The sequence below is a fragment of the Xenorhabdus sp. SGI240 genome, from assembly GCF_040081915.1.
Taxonomy (GTDB): Bacteria; Pseudomonadota; Gammaproteobacteria; order Enterobacterales; family Enterobacteriaceae; genus Xenorhabdus; species Xenorhabdus bakwenae.
The window spans coordinates 34,041-50,754 of record NZ_JBEBMB010000047.1 but is presented as its reverse complement, the minus strand read 5'-3'; the positions used below and the strand labels follow the sequence as shown (position 1 = coordinate 50,754).

The window sequence follows — 16,714 nt, the reverse complement described above, 5'->3', positions numbered from 1 at the left end:
CAATAACCCTATATAATATGTGACTATAAGGCAATTTTTAATCTTAGCGGAAGGAGTTAATTTTCATTACGCGGCTATTAAGTAAAAAAAGCGTGAAAATAATCACGCTTTTTTGTGTACGGAGTGAGGTTATTACTCTTGTGAGATTTTTGCCCAAGTATCACGCAGGCCAACTGTGCGGTTAAAAACCAGATGTTCAGCACTTGAGAGGCAGCTATCCGCACAGAAATAACCTTCACGCTCAAACTGATAGGTTATTTCCGGCAATGCATTTACCAACCCTGGTTCTACAAATCCCTTACGGATCACCAGAGATCCTGAATTGATCGTAGACAAGAAATCATCTTCTGCCCCTGGGTTCGCCACGCTGAACAGACGGTCATACAGATAGAATTCCGCTGGTACGCCGTGTGCAGCGCTTACCCAGTGAATGACGCCCTTAACTTTGCGTCCATCGGCGGGATCTTTATTCAGGGTTTGCTCGTCATACTGGCAATAAATCGTGGTGATATTGCCTTCTGCATCTTTCTCAACACGTTCTGCTTTAATCACATACGCATTGCGCAGACGAACTTCTTTGCCCAGAACCAGACGCTTATATTGGCGGTTTGCTTCTTCGCGGAAATCTGCACGGTCAATGTACAGTTCACGGCTGAACGGCACTTCACGGCTGCCCATTTCTGGTTTATTCGGATGGTTAGGCATTGTCAGAATAACTTCACCTTCCGGCATGTTCTCAATCACCAGTTTCACCGGATCAAGCACCGCCATCGCACGTGGTGCATGTTCGTTCAGGTCGTCACGGATACAGGATTCTAAAGCTGCCATTTCAACGTTGTTATCCTGCTTAGTCACACCAATACGGCAGCAGAACTCACGGATAGAAGCCGCAGTATAACCACGACGACGTAATCCAGAGATAGTTGGCATACGTGGGTCATCCCAACCATCAACGATTTTTTCCGTCACCAACTGGTTAAGCTTACGCTTGGACATCACCGTATATTCCAGATTCAGGCGAGAAAACTCGTACTGGCGTGGATGGCAATCAATCGTAATGTTATCCAATACCCAATCGTACAAACGGCGGTTATCCTGGAATTCCAGTGTACAGATGGAATGGGTGATCCCTTCCAGCGCATCGGAAATACAGTGCGTGAAATCATACATCGGGTAGATGCACCATTTATTGCCTGACTGGTGATGCTCTGCGAATTTAATACGGTAGATGACCGGATCACGCATGACCATGAACGGGGATGCCATATCAATTTTAGCACGCAGACACGCTTTGCCTTCAGCAAATTCACCGACACGCATTTTTTCAAACAGGGCCAGGTTTTCTTCTACGCTGCGATCACGATGCGGACTGTTTTTACCCGGCTCTTTTAAAGTACCGCGATATTCGCGGATCTCTTCAGGACTCAGTTCATCGACATACGCCAGACCTTTATTGATTAATTCAACGGCGTATTGATACAGGATATCGAAATAGTCAGACGAGTAACAAATATCCCCACTCCACTGGAATCCCAGCCACTGAACGTCAGCTTTAATCGATTCAACGTACTCAATATCTTCCTTGACGGGATTTGTATCGTCAAAACGTAGGTTGCATTGTCCCTGATAGTCTTGAGCGATGCCGAAGTTCAGGCAGATCGATTTGGCATGGCCAATATGCAGATAACCATTAGGTTCAGGTGGGAAACGGGTATGTACGGATGTATGTTTACCTGTTGCCAGATCTTCGTCAATAATCTGACGAATAAAGTTTGTCGGGCGGGCATCTGCCTCACTCATCGTTTTTTCCTCAATGCAAAAAGCGCTTTAACATAACCTTCTATAATCTAATAAGCTGAACCGAGAAACAATACTTTGTTCGTGGGAAATGGCGGAATGGGTGAAGTTAGAGTGTAAAAGCGGGAAGCAACTGCGTCTTCCCGCTACAAAATCAACCAATTCGATGATTATTCAATACCGCAATTAATTGATCTGCACAATAAACAATATGTTTTTCATCCCAGCTAGGATGCAAATACAGGCTGATCGTTCTGGGTAATAAAGAACGTGCGGTTTCACACACCACATCGAGATAATTGACCGATTCCGGTGAGGTGTATTCTGTCGAATGGAAAGGGAAATTCACTGAGCCAAAGCCACGCAATTCTTTGAATACTTTTTCCCCATAAGCCTCTGGCCATTGGATCTTAAATGCAGGAACACCTATCTTTTTCAAGTCACTTAAAATGACCTCAGCCGTACAATCCAATTTGTGCAAATCAAACACTATCGGATATAACCAGTAAGCATTGCATCTATCTTCGGAATTCAACGGCAAACTACCGATCAAATCGATATTGGCAAATTTTTCATCGTAAATCTTGGCATATTGCTGACGATTTTTCATATTCCAATTATCGAATCGCTCCAATTCATTAATTCCAATGATCGATTGGATTTCAGTCATCCGATAGTTGTAACCAATGCGATTATGTACATGCCATGAAACTTCTTCCAAGGCGAGAAGATCAAATTTTCTTCTCACATCAAAGCCATGATCGCGATAGGCTCGGCATTCCCAACCAATTTCGGTATTATTGGTGACGACCATGCCTCCTTCTCCACCCGTCGTAAAATGTTTTGACTGGCAGAAGCTAAAGGTTCCAAGATCACCCATTGTGCCAACCGATTTTCCTTTATATTTTCCACCTAAGCATTGAGCGCTATCCTCTATCACCTTAAGATTATGCTTACGGGCAATAGCCATAATCGGGTCCATATCGCATACCACCCCATAAAGGTGAACAACGATAATCGCTTTGGTGCGGGACGTAATCAGTGCCTCAATTTTGGCAGGATCAATAGTGTGTTCTTCTGTCGTATCACAGAAAATAGGAATAGCCCCACATTGTAAAACCGCAAAAGAGGTGGCAATAAAGGTGTAAGAAGGAACAATCACTTCATCGCCTGGGCCAATATTTAATGCACCAACTGCAATATTAACGGCGGAAGTACCTGAATTACAGGAAATCGCCATTTCTGCGCCAATCCAATCAGCAAATTTATTTTCAAACTCCATACCTTTCTTTCCGGTCCAATAATTAACCTGACCAGATAAAAGTGGCATTTGAATATCGTTAAGTGTTTTTTCTGCAAAGCAAGGCCATTGAGGGAAATTCATAATAATACTCCTTAATTTTTATAGTAAATAAATTTTCATTAAATCAATGTGTTCTTATTAAACTGGCATTTAACAGCATAATTAATGCACCAACAGATAACATATAAAACGCTACTTCCAAATCAAAATTATGCGCAATAAATCCGATTAAAGCAGGTCAAATCATAATTCCGAAATATCCACATGTTACAATAGAAGCAACTGCATGGCTGGGAAGCATTATTTTTGTGTGCCTGATAATGTTTAAATCAGAAAATACTGACTAAATACCCATCATAGTATTTTAGGATCATTGATAACCCAATAAATTTTAATAGAAAAAACACTTAAAATCATAACACTATAATTAGCCAGTGTTTTCACTAAACTCCAATTTTCCCTTGTATCCTCCCAGGAAACAGGAATTTGATATAGTTTCTTAGAAAGCCTGTTTGCCAGGTAAATAATTTCAGCGTCGAATGCATATCCTTTGATTTTTTGCTTAGAAAATAATTCTTTTGCCAGATCTGACCTTATCATTTTGAATGGACATTGTGAATCAGAAACCTCACATTTTAATAAGGAATTAACCAGTTTCAAAAATAATTTACTTGTTATTTTACGATACAAATTAGCCCTTGATTTATTTTTTGAGAATCTCTCTCCAATAACCAAATCAATATTAGATGTTTCAATGTTTTGGTATGCATTGAAGAAGTCATTCTCTTTTATTGGAAAATCAATGTCAGTGTAAAAGATATATTTCCCAATGGCCAGATCAACCCCCCGCCTAATGCTATACCCTTTACCATAATTACCACAATTGGAGATAACTATAACGTCAGAATATTTCTTCTTTATTTTAACAATATCGGGATCATGGAAGTTATTTTTATTTGAATCGTTGACAATGATAACTTGCACATTCAATATCTCTTGGAGCTTCCTGATACGCTGTATCGTTTTTTCAATAATGAAAAAATTTTCATTATATCTAGGAAGAACAATTGAAACATCAATATTATTCTCTACATGATGCATTTTATTCTCCATTATAACATCTTAGAGTTAATATGATTAAAGCCCCAGCAATAATTTACCTAATGTTGTTAAGTTAATATCAGATGTACTTTGCTGTTCTACTTTCTTAGTGGGGAAAGGCTTACCTGTTATAGATGTAGTCGGTAATCCTTTCTGATAGGCTGAAATTCTCTCTGAAATTTGTTGTTCAGTAAGTTCAGTGCGTGGAAAACAACAAAAGTATTGAGCCAACCGAGGTTTATTAGAAAGGTTGGGTTTATTTCCATGAGGTAATGCACCATGAAAAATAACATAATCACCCGCCTTTAATGGAATCGACTCAATTTTCATTCCCGTCGTATCTGGAAACCTGCTATTATATCCTTCAGGTTGTTTGGATAACCATTCATATATCACTTTATGAAACCCAGGGACACATTGGAACCCACCCGCGTTTCCATCATCATCTGTCAAACTTAATAAACCTTGTATTTTCCTTTCCAATGGCCGCGTTGAAACATCAATATCCCAATGAATAAATCCTTCATATTTCCAATCCTCATTAACGGGAGGATTCATGTTGACTCTATCAATGCTTACCAATAGATCTTTTGTCCCGAATATTTTTTCATAAACCGAATAAATTATTTGATTTTGCCGATTATCCCATAACGTTTGATGATGGTAAAAAGGAATTCGTCCCATTTCATCAATTCCTGAGCGAGAACGAATATTTTTATCATAAAAATCAATATGCTTATTTTCATCCATTTCAAGAAAATCAAATATAGCATCGACTGTTTTCTGTACCTGTTCTCTATCTATAGCTGACTCTATAACTATATACCCATTATTATTCCAACTTTTTAAGTACTCGTTCATTTTTTCTTCAGAAAGGATTTTAGACATTTTATTTACCTTACTTAGTTTTTATATACGATATGTTACTATTTCATAAAATAATTTTATTTTTAGTTTATGTTTTATTAAACTCACTTTCGTATTTCAACTAAATATTATTTAGGCTTGCTACCCGTTATGCTCTAACTGTAATTATTACCATCAGACATAATTGGATAAGTTTAAAAACAAAAAACCAACAATAAACATACATGAATTTATCAAAAAAAATCGACTTAAACAAAGTAAAATTTCAATAAAAATAAAATTTAACCTAATTTAGATTAAGAACACCTTTTTAGCCTTGCTATAATAACTATTTTTATTACATATAAAACACATAATAATCCACATTAAAAAGCAACTTACATTTTCATTTGGTGATCGCCTAAACGATCACCTATATAAACCAGGAAGTTAACTTTCATTACCTAATATTTATTATATTACTTGAAATAAAATCTCTTTTTTAGCTGTTACATTATTCTTAGAAATAATTTTAATCCCTTTATAGTCATCAATATTACTAATAACAACCGGGCTTATTAAAGAGCCAGCATTAGCGTTCAGGTAATCAAGATCCAACCTCAATATTGCATCTCCTGCTTTTACTTTTACGCCTTCTTCAATTAAACGTTCAAATCCCTTTCCATTTAATGCGACAGTATCAATACCTATATGGACAATGACTTCAACACCATTATCTGCGGCAATACAAAACGCATGATTAGTATCAAAAATTTTCACAACCATACCATCAATAGGAGCAAAAACGGTATCCGACGTGGGTTTAATGGCAATACCTTCCCCCACTATCTTGCGAGAAAATGCTTCATCTGGTACATCCTCTAAATCAACTAATTCACCACTCATCGGGGCCATTAACGTCAAAATAGGCCTACCTGCCTGCGGGTTACTCTTTTTTCCTAAAGTTTGAGACTCAGATGGCAACATTCCTGTTGATGCAGCAATGAAACCTTTCGCTAACAAGTTACGCATAGCATCAGCTATCAATTCTGCACGGGGTCCAACAATGACTTGGGCACTCTGTTTATTCAGGCGAATAACCCCTGACGCGCCAAGGTGTTTCACCAATTGATTATTGACTAAACCTGAATCTTTAACTGACAAACGCAATCGGCTGATACACGCATCAATACTTGTCAAATTATCTGTCCCTCCCACAGCCGCAATATATTGACGTGCTTCCTCCTCAATATTGGATACAGTACTGCCTTTCTTCACCATAGCAACTTCATCGCCACTCGTTGACAACTCACGTCCGGGGGTCATTAAATTGAATTTTCTGATGGTGAATCGGAAAACAACATAATAAAGGCAGAAAAATACCAAACCCTGTGGGATCAACATGTACCAATGAACCGCCAGCGGATTACGTGAGGAAAGTAACATATCAACAAACCCGGCACTAAAGCCAAAACCGGCAATCCAATGCATGGCAGCCGCAATGTAAACCGAAATCCCAGTCAAGATGGCATGCAACACATAAAGTACGGGTGCAACAAACATGAAAGAGAATTCAAGTGGCTCAGTTACGCCTGTAAAGAAGGCCGCAAATGCACCTGCCATCATAATACCGGCAACTTTGGCTCTATTTTCCGGACGAGCACAGTGGTAAATCGCCAATGCCGCCCCTGGCAAGCCAAACATCATAATCGGGAAAAAACCAGCCTGATAGCGGCCAGTGATACCCATAACCGCAGTGCCTGCTTCAATGGATTTTTGTCCACCGAGGAAGTTAGGAATATCATTGATACCCGCGACATCAAACCAAAATACTGAGTTCAGTGCATGATGCAAACCAATTGGTATCAATAAACGATTGAAGAAGGCATACAAACCCGCCCCAACGGAGCCAAGATTGGTAATACTCTCACCGAATGCTACCAGCCAGTCATAAACGATTGGCCAAACAAACATTAAGATAAACGACACAATAATCATCAGGAAAGAGTTCAAGATGGGGACTAAACGACGACCACTAAAGAAAGACAGTGCTTGTGGTAGCTCTACATTACTGTAGCGGTTATACAGTTCAGCAGAAAAGGTTCCCACCAAAATCCCGACAAATTGGTTATTAATCTTGCCAAATGCTTTTGGGACTTCCTCAAGCGGAATTCCCTTAATCATTGCCACCGCTGCCGGAGAACATAGTTTCATGACGACAATAAATCCGATAAGTCCTGCCAGTGCAGCAGCCCCATCTTTATCTTTCGACATTCCATAGGCAATCCCTATCGCAAACAACATCCCCATGTTGTCGAGAATGGCATTGCCTGACGTAATAAGCAGTGCCGCCAACGCATTATCGGTCCCCCATCCCGTTGGATCAATCCAATAACCTATACCCACTAATATTGCCGCTGCAGGCAATGTTGCCACAGGCACCATTAATGCCCGTCCAATCCGTTGTAAGTAGCTCAGAATATTCACTTATGCCCCCTTGAAGCTCCGTTAATAGCATCTTTTCGTTAATCAATGACGTTATGCCATCACTTATGTATTTATTGTTAAAACACTTTTAGTCTAAAAAAATTATTTTGCATCGCAAATTAAATCCATCTGATATGTGATTAAAGTCACCTGATTTGATAAATTTTTAATCAAAAACCTAGCTAGCACGCAAAGCTTATTTTATTATTGAAAATATCTATATTGCATTGGATACGACAAAACCCCATTTAGAACCAGTATGATGTATGGTTTTGTCACCCAGCTATCACGCACCACATTGATATCCCAAAATCATGTGTATCGTGCATAGCTCTTGTCATTAACTATTGAATGCTTTTTTAAGAGGTCATCATGAGGCTTATCCCTCTAACTACGGCAAGTGATGTTGGTCGATGGTCTGCTCACTACATTGCCAGTAAAATCAATGAATTCAATCCAACTTCTGAGCGTCCTTTTGTTCTTGGGCTTCCCACTGGCAGCACGCCATTGACAACTTACAAGGCACTGATTTCCCTGTATCAAGTGGGAAAAGTGAGCTTCAAGCATGTTGTGACATTTAATATGGATGAATACGTGGGTCTGCCGGAAGATCATCCTCAAAGCTACCATTCATTCATGTACCAAAATTTCTTTAATCACATTGATATTCCAAAAGAGAACATCAATTTGTTAAACGGAAATACAGAAGATATTGAGATTGAGTGCCAACGTTACGAAAATAAAATTCAGGCTTATGGCAAGATACATTTATTTATGGGCGGTGTGGGTAATGATGGGCATATTGCCTTTAATGAACCGGCATCTTCTCTTTCTTCACGCACACGCATTAAGACACTGACTATTGAGACGCGGACTGCCAATTCCCGTTTTTTCAATAATGAAATAGCGCAAGTTCCCAAATATGCATTAACCGTTGGTGTGGGTACTTTAATGGATGCTGAAGAAATTATGATTCTGGCAACCGGAATGAATAAAGCGCAAGCCTTGCAAGCCGCTGTAGAAGGGAATATTAACCATATGTGGACAATCAGTTGCCTCCAGATGCATCCAAAATCACTGATTGTCTGTGATGAACCCGCCACTATGGAACTGAAAGTAAAGACAGTGAAGTATTTTCACCAGTTAGAGGCCGATATCGTTAATGAATTCGCCAGCTAAACTGATCCAGGAGTTAAGATATCAATGTATGCATTAACCAATGGCATTATTTATACCGGATATGACAGGCTCGATAACCATGCAGTCATTATTGCAGATGGTTTGATTAAACAAGTCTGTCCGCTAAACGCGCTGCCAGAAGAGATTGAAAAACACGATTTACATGGCGCAAATCTCGCACCAGGATTTATTGACCTACAAGTGAACGGTTGTGGTGGAGTCCAGTTTAATGAACGGTTGGAAGATATTTCAGAAGAAACTCTGCATACTATGCAGAAAACCAATCAGCGCTACGGTTGTACCAGTTTCTTACCTACCCTCATCACCAGCCCCGATGAATTAATGATAAAAGCCATTGAAGTGATGCGCCGCTATCTGCAAAAAAATCCTAATCAGGCATTAGGGTTGCATCTGGAAGGGCCTTATATCAATCCAATAAAAAAAGGAACGCACAATACCGCCTATATCCGCAAGCCCACCGCTGAAATGGTTAATTACCTGTGCCGGAATGCTGATGTTATTACCAAGATCACGCTCGCGCCTGAAAGGGTAGAAAGCCAATATATTCAGCAATTGGCCGATGCGGGTATTACGGTTTCTGCGGGTCATTCTAATGCGACTTATGAAGAAGCTCGTTATGGCTTCCAACATGGCATGACTTTCTCTACCCATTTATATAATGCCATGCCTGCGATTTCTGGCCGCCTGCCTGGGCTGGTGAGTGCCATTTATGATTCCCCAGAAGTCTATGCCGGCATAATCTGTGATGGAATGCATGTATCATGGCCAAATATCCGCAATTCCAAGAGATTAAAAAATGAAAAGCTTATCCTGGTAACAGATGCCATTCTTCCTGCCGGGCTTGCTCCCGATGCCATAGAACAATTTACCTTTGCCAATAAAACAATATATTATCGAAATGGCTTATGCGTTGATGAAAATGGAACACTGAGCGGCTCATCAATCACAATGATTGATTGTGTCAAAAATAGTGTGGAGCATGTTGGTATTGCTTTGGATGAAACGTTGCGAATGGTGACGCTTTACCCTGCCCGCGCAATCGGTATCGATAAACACCTCGGTACGATTGAATCCGGCAAGGTAGCGAACCTGACCGCATTTACTCACGATTTCAAAATCTGCAAAACCATTGTTAACGGAAACGAAATCAAACTACCGTGAGTATAAAGACTGATGAGTAATGAAAATGCACAGAAGCAAATTGGTAATATCGATCTCGTCAAACAGCTAAATAGTGCGGTGGTCTATCGCCTGATTGATCAGCATGGGCCAATATCACGCATCCAAATTGCAGAAGAGAGCCAACTTGCACCTGCCAGCGTAACTAAAATTACTCGTCAGTTGTTAGAGCGCGGCCTGATAAAAGAAGTCGAACATCAGGCTTCCACCGGCGGAAGACGCGCAATCTCCATTATCAGCGAAACACGCCATTTCCATACGATCGGAGTCCGGCTTGGGCGCCATGATGCAACGGTGGCACTGTTCGATATGAGTGGCAAAACATTAGCGGAAGCACACTACCCTGTGCGGGAAAAGAGTCAGCAAGAAGTCGAGAGACGAATTATTTACGCCATTGAAAGTTTCATCGACAAAAACCAGCGCCGGATCCGTGAATTGATCGCCATTTCGATTATTCTTCCCGGCCTGGTTGATCCTGAACAAGGTATCATCCGCTATATGCCACACATTACGGTAGATAACTGGCCTCTGGTTAAGAATCTCAAAGAACATTTCAATACCCCCTGCTTTATTGGTCATGATATTCGCAGCCTTGCATTGGCAGAAAATTATTTCGGGGCAACACGCGATTGTGAAGATTCCATTCTGGTACGCATCCATCGCGGTACAGGGGCTGGTGTCATTGTTAACAACAATATTTTGCTCAACAAACGCGGCAATCTGGGTGAAATAGGCCATATCCAAATCGATCCTCTTGGTGAACGCTGCCATTGCGGTAATTTTGGTTGTCTGGAGACTATCGCTTCCAATTCAGCAATCGAGGCTAAAGTACAACAACAATTACACCAAGGGTTCCCAAGCCAGCTTGCCTTGAATAATTGCAATATCCATGCAATTTGTCTTGCAGCCAATGCGGGTGATCCTCTGGCAACCGAAGTCATCAAGCAAGTAGGGCTTTATCTTGGCAAGGCTATCTCAATCGCAATTAACCTCTTTAACCCTCAGAAGGTGGTAATTGCCGGAGAAATCACACAAGCAAAACAGGTATTGCTGCCGACTATCAAAAGCAGTATCAATACCCAGGTACTAAAAGCATTCCGCGAAGACCTCCCTGTGGTGATTTCTGAACTAAATCACTGTTCAGCAATTGGTGCATTCGCACTAACAAAACGGGCAATGCTTAATGGTGTACTGTTGCAACAGCTTCTTGGCGGATAATTTCAACCGTTTTAGCCGGCTTTGTCGGCAAAACGCTTATAAGACAAACAAACAAACGATTTTGCGCATATTTCTTAAAAAAAGCAGTTGACGCATCTGTCTGATATACGCATAATGCGCCCCGCACCGCCGGTGAAGGCAAAGCAAAAAAAAGATGGCTACGTAGCTCAGCTGGTTAGAGCACAGCACTCATAATGCTGGGGTCACAGGTTCGATTCCCGTCGTAGCCACCATCTTTGCGGGAGTGGCGAAATTGGTAGACGCACCAGATTTAGGTTCTGGCGCCGCAAGGTGTGCGAGTTCAAGTCTCGCCTCCCGCACCATTTTCTTTATCGGGTTGTACTTAGCATGTGTTTTGATAACGGTTTTAAGTTTTAGCGTGTTATTTCAGGTGGGGTATCGCCAAGCGGTAAGGCACCAGGTTTTGATCCTGGCATGCCCTGGTTCGAATCCAGGTACCCCAGCCATTTAACTGGAACAATAAGTTAAAACGATATAAGGTTAACTGCACATTCTGGGGATAACAGAGGCTGCATTGATAACACTCAGTTGGGGTATCGCCAAGCGGTAAGGCACCAGGTTTTGATCCTGGCATGCCCTGGTTCGAATCCAGGTACCCCAGCCATCTTACTGAGATTTATCAAAAATATTACGTTTATCGTAAATGGCTACGTAGCTCAGCTGGTTAGAGCACAGCACTCATAATGCTGGGGTCACAGGTTCGATTCCCGTCGTAGCCACCATTTTAAAATTCAGTTGGGGTATCGCCAAGCGGTAAGGCACCGGATTCTGATTCCGGCATTCCCAGGTTCGAATCCTGGTACCCCAGCCAGATTTATCAATATGTCAGCTAAAATGACATATTAAAAAAGAATATACAGGTAGAATATTCTTTGATGTACCCGCCACCATTAAGGGTGGTTTTTTTGTTTTACAGCCGTCAAAATCCTCCATGCAAGCCTCTTCAATCATCGCAAATAAATCATTCTCTAATTCAATAGCATTGGCTGGGTGAAAATAATACGCTTACTGGCGACTGGCATAAGTCCCAAAGCGGGACTGGTATGCGTTTATGAAAATAATACCCGTTGCATCATTAAACCCGTTTTGGGAAAAATACCCCGATGCAGAACCTGGCATTACCTGTGATCCGTGACCTGCACTGATTAGCCCCATAAGGGGCTAATAGGAAGTAATATCCATCACAACCCCAATGCATATTTCAGAGCAAGATTTTTCATGACTCCTGAACGCTGTGCTGCCATCAATGCCAGATTTCGTACCGTTTTCAATCCCGGCAAATCATGACTGAATGTGGTATGGAAAAAATCCATTCCCGCTTGCATTATCAAATTATCCGGCATTCTGCGATGCTGATAACGCATCAAAACGCTCAAAGAATCCCATTCTTCCAACAATTCTTTAGCATTAGTCAGCACCTTGAGTAAAACATCAACATCCCGATAGCCTAAATTCACGCCCTGCCCTGCCAACGGGTTGATGGTATGAGCCGCATCTCCCAGCAAAACCAACCCTTCTTGTACGTAATGGCTGGCATGATGACGGGTCAGTGGAAATGAACCCGCAGCAATCGGGATAACTTTACCTAAGCGGGCAGGAAATGCCTGAAAAATTTCTCGTTCAAGTTGTATCATCGTCATCGACTGCAATTGACGAATACGTGCGGGTGAATCGTACCAAACTAACGAAGCCCATGATTCAAACAACGGCAGAAAGGCCCTGGGACCAGAAGGAAAAAATTGTTGCCAGGTTATATCTTGTTGGGGCAGGTCAGTCTTGACCGTTATCAGCATACATGACTGGCGATATTGCCACCCGTTACTGCCAATACCCGCCAATTGACGGACTTGAGAACGGGCACCATCGGCACCAATAATCAGCCGCGTATCAATTTCCGTGCCATCTTCCAACGTTACCAGCCACGTTTTATTCTCATGCTGACGCTGCATAGATTGCAAAACAGCGGGACAAAACAATGTCAGGTTCGGATAACGCTCAAATTCCTGCCACAATGCCAGTTGTAAGACACGATTTTCAACCATGTGCCCTAGCTCTGGCAGCCCCAAACTTTCAGCATCGAAAATGACGTTCGAGTCACTTTGCTCCCACGTTTCCAGCTTTCGATAAGGAGCGCTGCGCATTCTCAGTACGTTTTCCCATGCTCCCAGTTGTTTCAATAAATCCACCGAAGCACAGCTAATCGCAGATATACGAACATCAGGTTCACTCTCTGCATCATAAGGCGCAGGGGGCTGATGCTCCAACAATGCAACACGCCAACCTGCCTGCACCAATCCCAATGCTGTCGCCGCACCAATCATACCGGCACCAACGACAACGATATCGCATTTTTGTTGTGGATTATTCATATTCATCACGTCATTAACTTATTGATTAAAATAGTCTACCGGAATTTTCCCTTTTCGACTGTGAATATCCGCTGTTACAGTCTGGTCACTGGTGCCTCAAATGACTACAATAGCCAACAATATTATGCTAAATACACTACGTGCAATATATTGCGCTTTTCAGTGTTGAAGCATCATTCCACTGGAAACACCGGATACACAAAATGTCGACAATAAAAAAACTGTATATCAAAACCTGGGGCTGTCAGATGAACGAATACGATTCATCCAAGATGGCCGACTTACTGGAAACCACTCACGGTTATCAGTTAACCGATGTCGCCGAAGACGCAGATATCTTACTCCTGAATACTTGTTCAATCCGTGAAAAGGCTCAGGAAAAAGTCTTTCACCAGCTTGGCCGCTGGAAGGGCCTGAAAGATAAAAACCCTGAAATCATTATCGGTGTGGGGGGCTGTGTTGCTTCCCAGGAAGGGGATTACATTCGCCAGCGTTCACCTAGCGTCGATATTATTTTCGGACCACAAACCCTGCATCGCCTGCCCGAGATGATTAACCATGTCAAAGGCACCCGCAGCCCGGTCATTGACATCAGTTTCCCTGAAATTGAAAAATTTGACCGGATGCCAGAGCCTAAAGCAGAAGGCCCAACCGCATTCGTTTCCATCATGGAAGGCTGTAATAAATACTGCACATTCTGCGTTGTACCTTACACCCGTGGGGAAGAAGTCAGTCGTCCTTGTGATGATATTTTATTCGAAATTGCCCAGCTTGCTGCGCAAGGTGTACGTGAAGTTAATCTGCTTGGTCAAAACGTTAATGCCTATCGTGGTGCAACGTTTGATAACGGTATCTGCACATTTGCAGAACTGTTGCGTCTGGTTGCGGCTATTGATGGTATCGACCGCATTCGCTTTACCACCAGCCATCCCATTGAATTTACTGATGACATTATTGCAGTCTACGAAGATACCCCTGAGTTAGTGAGCTTCCTGCATTTGCCAGTCCAGAGTGGTTCTGATCGCATTCTTACCCTGATGAAACGCGCCCATACTGCGCTAGAATACAAAGGCATTATTCGCCGTTTGCGTAAAGCACGCCCTGACATACAGATAAGCTCTGACTTCATCATCGGTTTCCCTGGTGAAACACAGGATGATTTTGAAAAAACCATGAAACTGATTGCTGATGTTAACTTCGACATGAGTTTTAGCTTCATCTATTCAGCGCGCCCGGGAACACCCGCAGCTGATTTGCCAGATGACGTCAGTGAAGAAGAGAAAAAGCAGCGCTTATACCTGCTCCAGCAGCGCATTAACCAACAAGCCATGAGCTACAGCCGCGCAATGATTGGCAGCACGCAGCGCATTCTGGTTGAAGGCCCATCCCGCAAAAATATCATGGAACTCGCTGGCCGTACCGAAAATAACCGCGTGGTTAATTTTGAGGGAGCACCTGACATGATTGGCAAATTTGTTGATGTCGAAATTGTTGACGTATACGCCAACTCCCTGCGTGGTAAAGTCATCCGTACTGAAGATGAGATGGATCTGCGCATCCATGAGTCACCTGAATCAGTCATTGCCCGTACTCGCAAGGAAGATGAACTCGGCGTTGGCTTTTATCAGCCTTAACAGGCTCTAACATAGAGATAATCAGTGACACAAATAAATCCACAAGTAGCAACCCAAGAAATCTTTCTGGAACCCGCTGACAATCAACGTCTGATGAGTCTGTGTGGACCACTTGATGATAATCTGAAACAACTTGAGCGTCGTTTGGGTATTGAAATTAATCGTCGTGATAACCGTTTCAAACTGGCAGGTAAACCATTATCTGTCAGTGCGGCCGCAGGGATCCTGCGCCACCTTTATGTCGAAACCGCGCCGGTACGCGGCGTAATACCTGATCTTGAGCCTGAACAGGTGCATCTCGCTATTACTGAAAGCCGGGTGCTGGAACAAGCAGCGGAAAGCGTCCCTGAATATGGTAAAGCTGTCAATATCAAAACTAAACGGGGTGTTGTAAAACCCCGTACTCCCAATCAGGCGCAGTATATTGCTAACATCCTTGATCACGATATCACGTTCGGGGTTGGGCCTGCGGGTACAGGGAAAACGTATTTGGCTGTCGCGGCGGCGGTTGATGCTCTGGAGCGTCAGGAAATCCGCCGTATCCTGCTGACTCGCCCTGCGGTTGAAGCCGGGGAAAAACTGGGCTTTCTGCCCGGTGATCTCAGCCAGAAAGTCGACCCTTATCTGCGCCCGCTTTATGATGCCCTGTTTGAGATGATGGGATTTGAAAAAGTTGAGAAGCTGATCGAAAGAAACGTAATTGAAGTGGCGCCACTGGCTTATATGCGTGGACGTACCCTCAATGATGCCTTTATTATTCTCGACGAAAGCCAGAATACGACCATTGAACAGATGAAAATGTTCCTGACCCGCATTGGTTTTAATTCCAAAGCAGTCATTACCGGTGACGTAACCCAGATTGACCTGCCAAGAGGCCAAAAATCAGGCCTGAGTCATGCAATAGAAGTTTTATCTGATGTTGATGACCTGAGTTTTAACTTCTTACATAGTGAAGACGTTGTTCGCCATCCGGTGGTGGCAAAAGTGGTTATCGCCTATGAAGCATGGGAAGCGGCGGAACAGGAACGCAAAAAAGCGTTCAATGAGAAACGCAAACAGGAAGCACAATGAGTTCAGTCATATTAGATTTGCAAATTGCATGTGAAAACCCCGGAGGGCTTCCTGAGGAAGCCCTTTTCCAACGCTGGCTGGAAAGTGTTTTGCCACAATTTCAGGCCGAAAGTGAAGTGACTATTCGCCTGGTCGATGAGGCAGAAAGCCACGATTTAAACCTCACTTATCGTGGGAAAGATAAACCAACTAATGTGTTATCTTTCCCATTTGAAGCTCCACCTGAAGTTGAATTACCCTTACTCGGTGATTTAATTATCTGTCGTCAAGTTGTTGAAAAAGAGGCAGAGGAGCAACAAAAAACTGTCGAAGAACACTGGGCACATATGGTGGTTCACGGCAGCCTTCATCTTCTGGGATATGATCATATAGAAGACGAAGAAGCGGAAGAAATGGAAGCTCTGGAAACAGAGATCCTAAAAAAAATGGGTTATACTGATCCCTATCTCTCGGAAAAAGAATAACCACTGTCAACATTTTTATGTTAA

12 protein-coding genes and 6 tRNA genes are annotated in these 16,714 nt (G+C 42.4%); 12 read left to right on the top strand and 6 right to left on the bottom strand.

Translation table 11 applies throughout. The annotated features are described in order from the left end of the window. Positions 1–132: 132 nt before the first annotated feature. The 5 genes from glnS to nagE form a co-directional block, all read right to left on the bottom strand. The gene (glnS, locus tag ABLA76_RS11710; RefSeq protein WP_348988047.1) at positions 133–1,800 is read right to left on the bottom strand and encodes a glutamine--tRNA ligase; all 1,668 of its coding nucleotides are present in this window, start codon (positions 1,798–1,800) and stop codon (positions 133–135) included. A 151-nt stretch (positions 1,801–1,951) separates the two neighbouring features. Beyond that, on the bottom strand, positions 1,952–3,181 hold the full coding sequence (locus tag ABLA76_RS11705; protein WP_348988046.1) for a DegT/DnrJ/EryC1/StrS family aminotransferase: 1,230 nt from the start codon (positions 3,179–3,181) through the stop codon (positions 1,952–1,954). Between the two features lie 273 nt (positions 3,182–3,454). Then, complete coding sequence (locus tag ABLA76_RS11700) at positions 3,455–4,201, bottom strand: glycosyltransferase (RefSeq protein ID WP_348988045.1); 747 nt, start codon at positions 4,199–4,201, stop codon at positions 3,455–3,457. A 36-nt stretch (positions 4,202–4,237) separates the two neighbouring features. Next, the gene (locus ABLA76_RS11695; RefSeq protein ID WP_348988044.1) at positions 4,238–5,089 is read right to left on the bottom strand and encodes a phytanoyl-CoA dioxygenase family protein; all 852 of its coding nucleotides are present in this window, start codon (positions 5,087–5,089) and stop codon (positions 4,238–4,240) included. Positions 5,090–5,521: 432 nt separating this feature from the next. Further along, positions 5,522–7,534, bottom strand: coding sequence for an N-acetylglucosamine-specific PTS transporter subunit IIBC (gene nagE, locus ABLA76_RS11690; protein ID WP_348988043.1), 2,013 nt, complete (start codon positions 7,532–7,534; stop codon positions 5,522–5,524). A 372-nt stretch (positions 7,535–7,906) separates the two neighbouring features. Here nagE and nagB point away from each other — a divergent pair, with 372 nt between their 5' ends. The 9 genes from nagB (at position 7,907) to ABLA76_RS11645 (ending at position 11,963) form a co-directional block, all read left to right on the top strand. Then, positions 7,907–8,713, top strand: coding sequence for a glucosamine-6-phosphate deaminase (gene nagB / locus ABLA76_RS11685; protein ID WP_348988042.1), 807 nt, complete (start codon positions 7,907–7,909; stop codon positions 8,711–8,713). 24 nt (positions 8,714–8,737) lie between these two features. Then, positions 8,738–9,895: an N-acetylglucosamine-6-phosphate deacetylase gene (gene nagA, locus ABLA76_RS11680; protein WP_348988041.1), complete on the top strand. Its 1,158-nt coding sequence runs from the start codon at positions 8,738–8,740 to the stop codon at positions 9,893–9,895. 12 nt (positions 9,896–9,907) lie between these two features. Next, a complete protein-coding gene (locus ABLA76_RS11675) occupies positions 9,908–11,131 on the top strand; it encodes an N-acetylglucosamine repressor (RefSeq protein ID WP_348988040.1) in 1,224 nt (407 codons plus the stop codon). Positions 11,132–11,287: 156 nt separating this feature from the next. After that, positions 11,288–11,364: transfer RNA gene (locus tag ABLA76_RS11670), tRNA-Met, on the top strand. Positions 11,365–11,369: 5 nt separating this feature from the next. After that, a tRNA-Leu gene (locus tag ABLA76_RS11665) sits at positions 11,370–11,454 on the top strand. 69 nt (positions 11,455–11,523) lie between these two features. Then, positions 11,524–11,598: transfer RNA gene (locus tag ABLA76_RS11660), tRNA-Gln, on the top strand. A gap of 83 nt (positions 11,599–11,681) precedes the next feature. Beyond that, positions 11,682–11,756: transfer RNA gene (locus ABLA76_RS11655), tRNA-Gln, on the top strand. Positions 11,757–11,797: 41 nt separating this feature from the next. After that, positions 11,798–11,874, top strand: a tRNA-Met gene (locus tag ABLA76_RS11650). Between the two features lie 14 nt (positions 11,875–11,888). Further along, positions 11,889–11,963, top strand: a tRNA-Gln gene (locus ABLA76_RS11645). 370 nt (positions 11,964–12,333) lie between these two features. Here ABLA76_RS11645 and ubiF read toward each other — a convergent pair. Continuing rightward, on the bottom strand, positions 12,334–13,521 hold the full coding sequence (gene ubiF / locus ABLA76_RS11640; protein ID WP_348988039.1) for a 3-demethoxyubiquinol 3-hydroxylase: 1,188 nt from the start codon (positions 13,519–13,521) through the stop codon (positions 12,334–12,336). Between the two features lie 203 nt (positions 13,522–13,724). Between ubiF and miaB the strand changes: the two genes are divergently transcribed. From miaB to ybeY, 3 genes are read left to right on the top strand one after another with little or no spacing between them, the layout of a single operon-like run. After that, entirely contained in the window at positions 13,725–15,155 is a 1,431-nt protein-coding gene (miaB, locus tag ABLA76_RS11635; protein ID WP_348988038.1) for a tRNA (N6-isopentenyl adenosine(37)-C2)-methylthiotransferase MiaB, read from the top strand. A 24-nt stretch (positions 15,156–15,179) separates the two neighbouring features. Then, positions 15,180–16,226, top strand: a complete 1,047-nt coding sequence (locus tag ABLA76_RS11630; protein WP_348988037.1) for a PhoH family protein — start codon at positions 15,180–15,182, stop codon at positions 16,224–16,226. After that, positions 16,223–16,690 (top strand): rRNA maturation RNase YbeY, encoded by a 468-nt coding sequence (gene ybeY / locus ABLA76_RS11625; RefSeq protein WP_348988036.1) that lies wholly within the window; start codon positions 16,223–16,225, stop codon positions 16,688–16,690. Before ABLA76_RS11630 ends, ybeY begins: the two co-directional genes overlap by 4 nt. Positions 16,691–16,714: the final 24 nt, after the last annotated feature.

Bases quoted from the DNA above. Each gene is read 5' to 3' on its own strand.
- glnS (WP_348988047.1), bottom strand. From the start codon at position 1,800: ATGAGTGAGGCAGATGCCCGCCCGACAAACTTTATTCGTCAGATTATT.
- nagB (WP_348988042.1), top strand. From the start codon at position 7,907: ATGAGGCTTATCCCTCTAACTACGGCAAGTGATGTTGGTCGATGGTCT.
- nagA (WP_348988041.1), top strand. From the start codon at position 8,738: ATGTATGCATTAACCAATGGCATTATTTATACCGGATATGACAGGCTC.
- ABLA76_RS11695 (WP_348988044.1), bottom strand. From the start codon at position 5,089: ATGTCTAAAATCCTTTCTGAAGAAAAAATGAACGAGTACTTAAAAAGT.
- ABLA76_RS11705 (WP_348988046.1), bottom strand. From the start codon at position 3,181: ATGAATTTCCCTCAATGGCCTTGCTTTGCAGAAAAAACACTTAACGAT.
- ybeY (WP_348988036.1), top strand. From the start codon at position 16,223: ATGAGTTCAGTCATATTAGATTTGCAAATTGCATGTGAAAACCCCGGA.
- ubiF (WP_348988039.1), bottom strand. From the start codon at position 13,521: ATGAATAATCCACAACAAAAATGCGATATCGTTGTCGTTGGTGCCGGT.
- ABLA76_RS11675 (WP_348988040.1), top strand. From the start codon at position 9,908: ATGAGTAATGAAAATGCACAGAAGCAAATTGGTAATATCGATCTCGTC.
- miaB (WP_348988038.1), top strand. From the start codon at position 13,725: ATGTCGACAATAAAAAAACTGTATATCAAAACCTGGGGCTGTCAGATG.
- ABLA76_RS11700 (WP_348988045.1), bottom strand. From the start codon at position 4,201: ATGCATCATGTAGAGAATAATATTGATGTTTCAATTGTTCTTCCTAGA.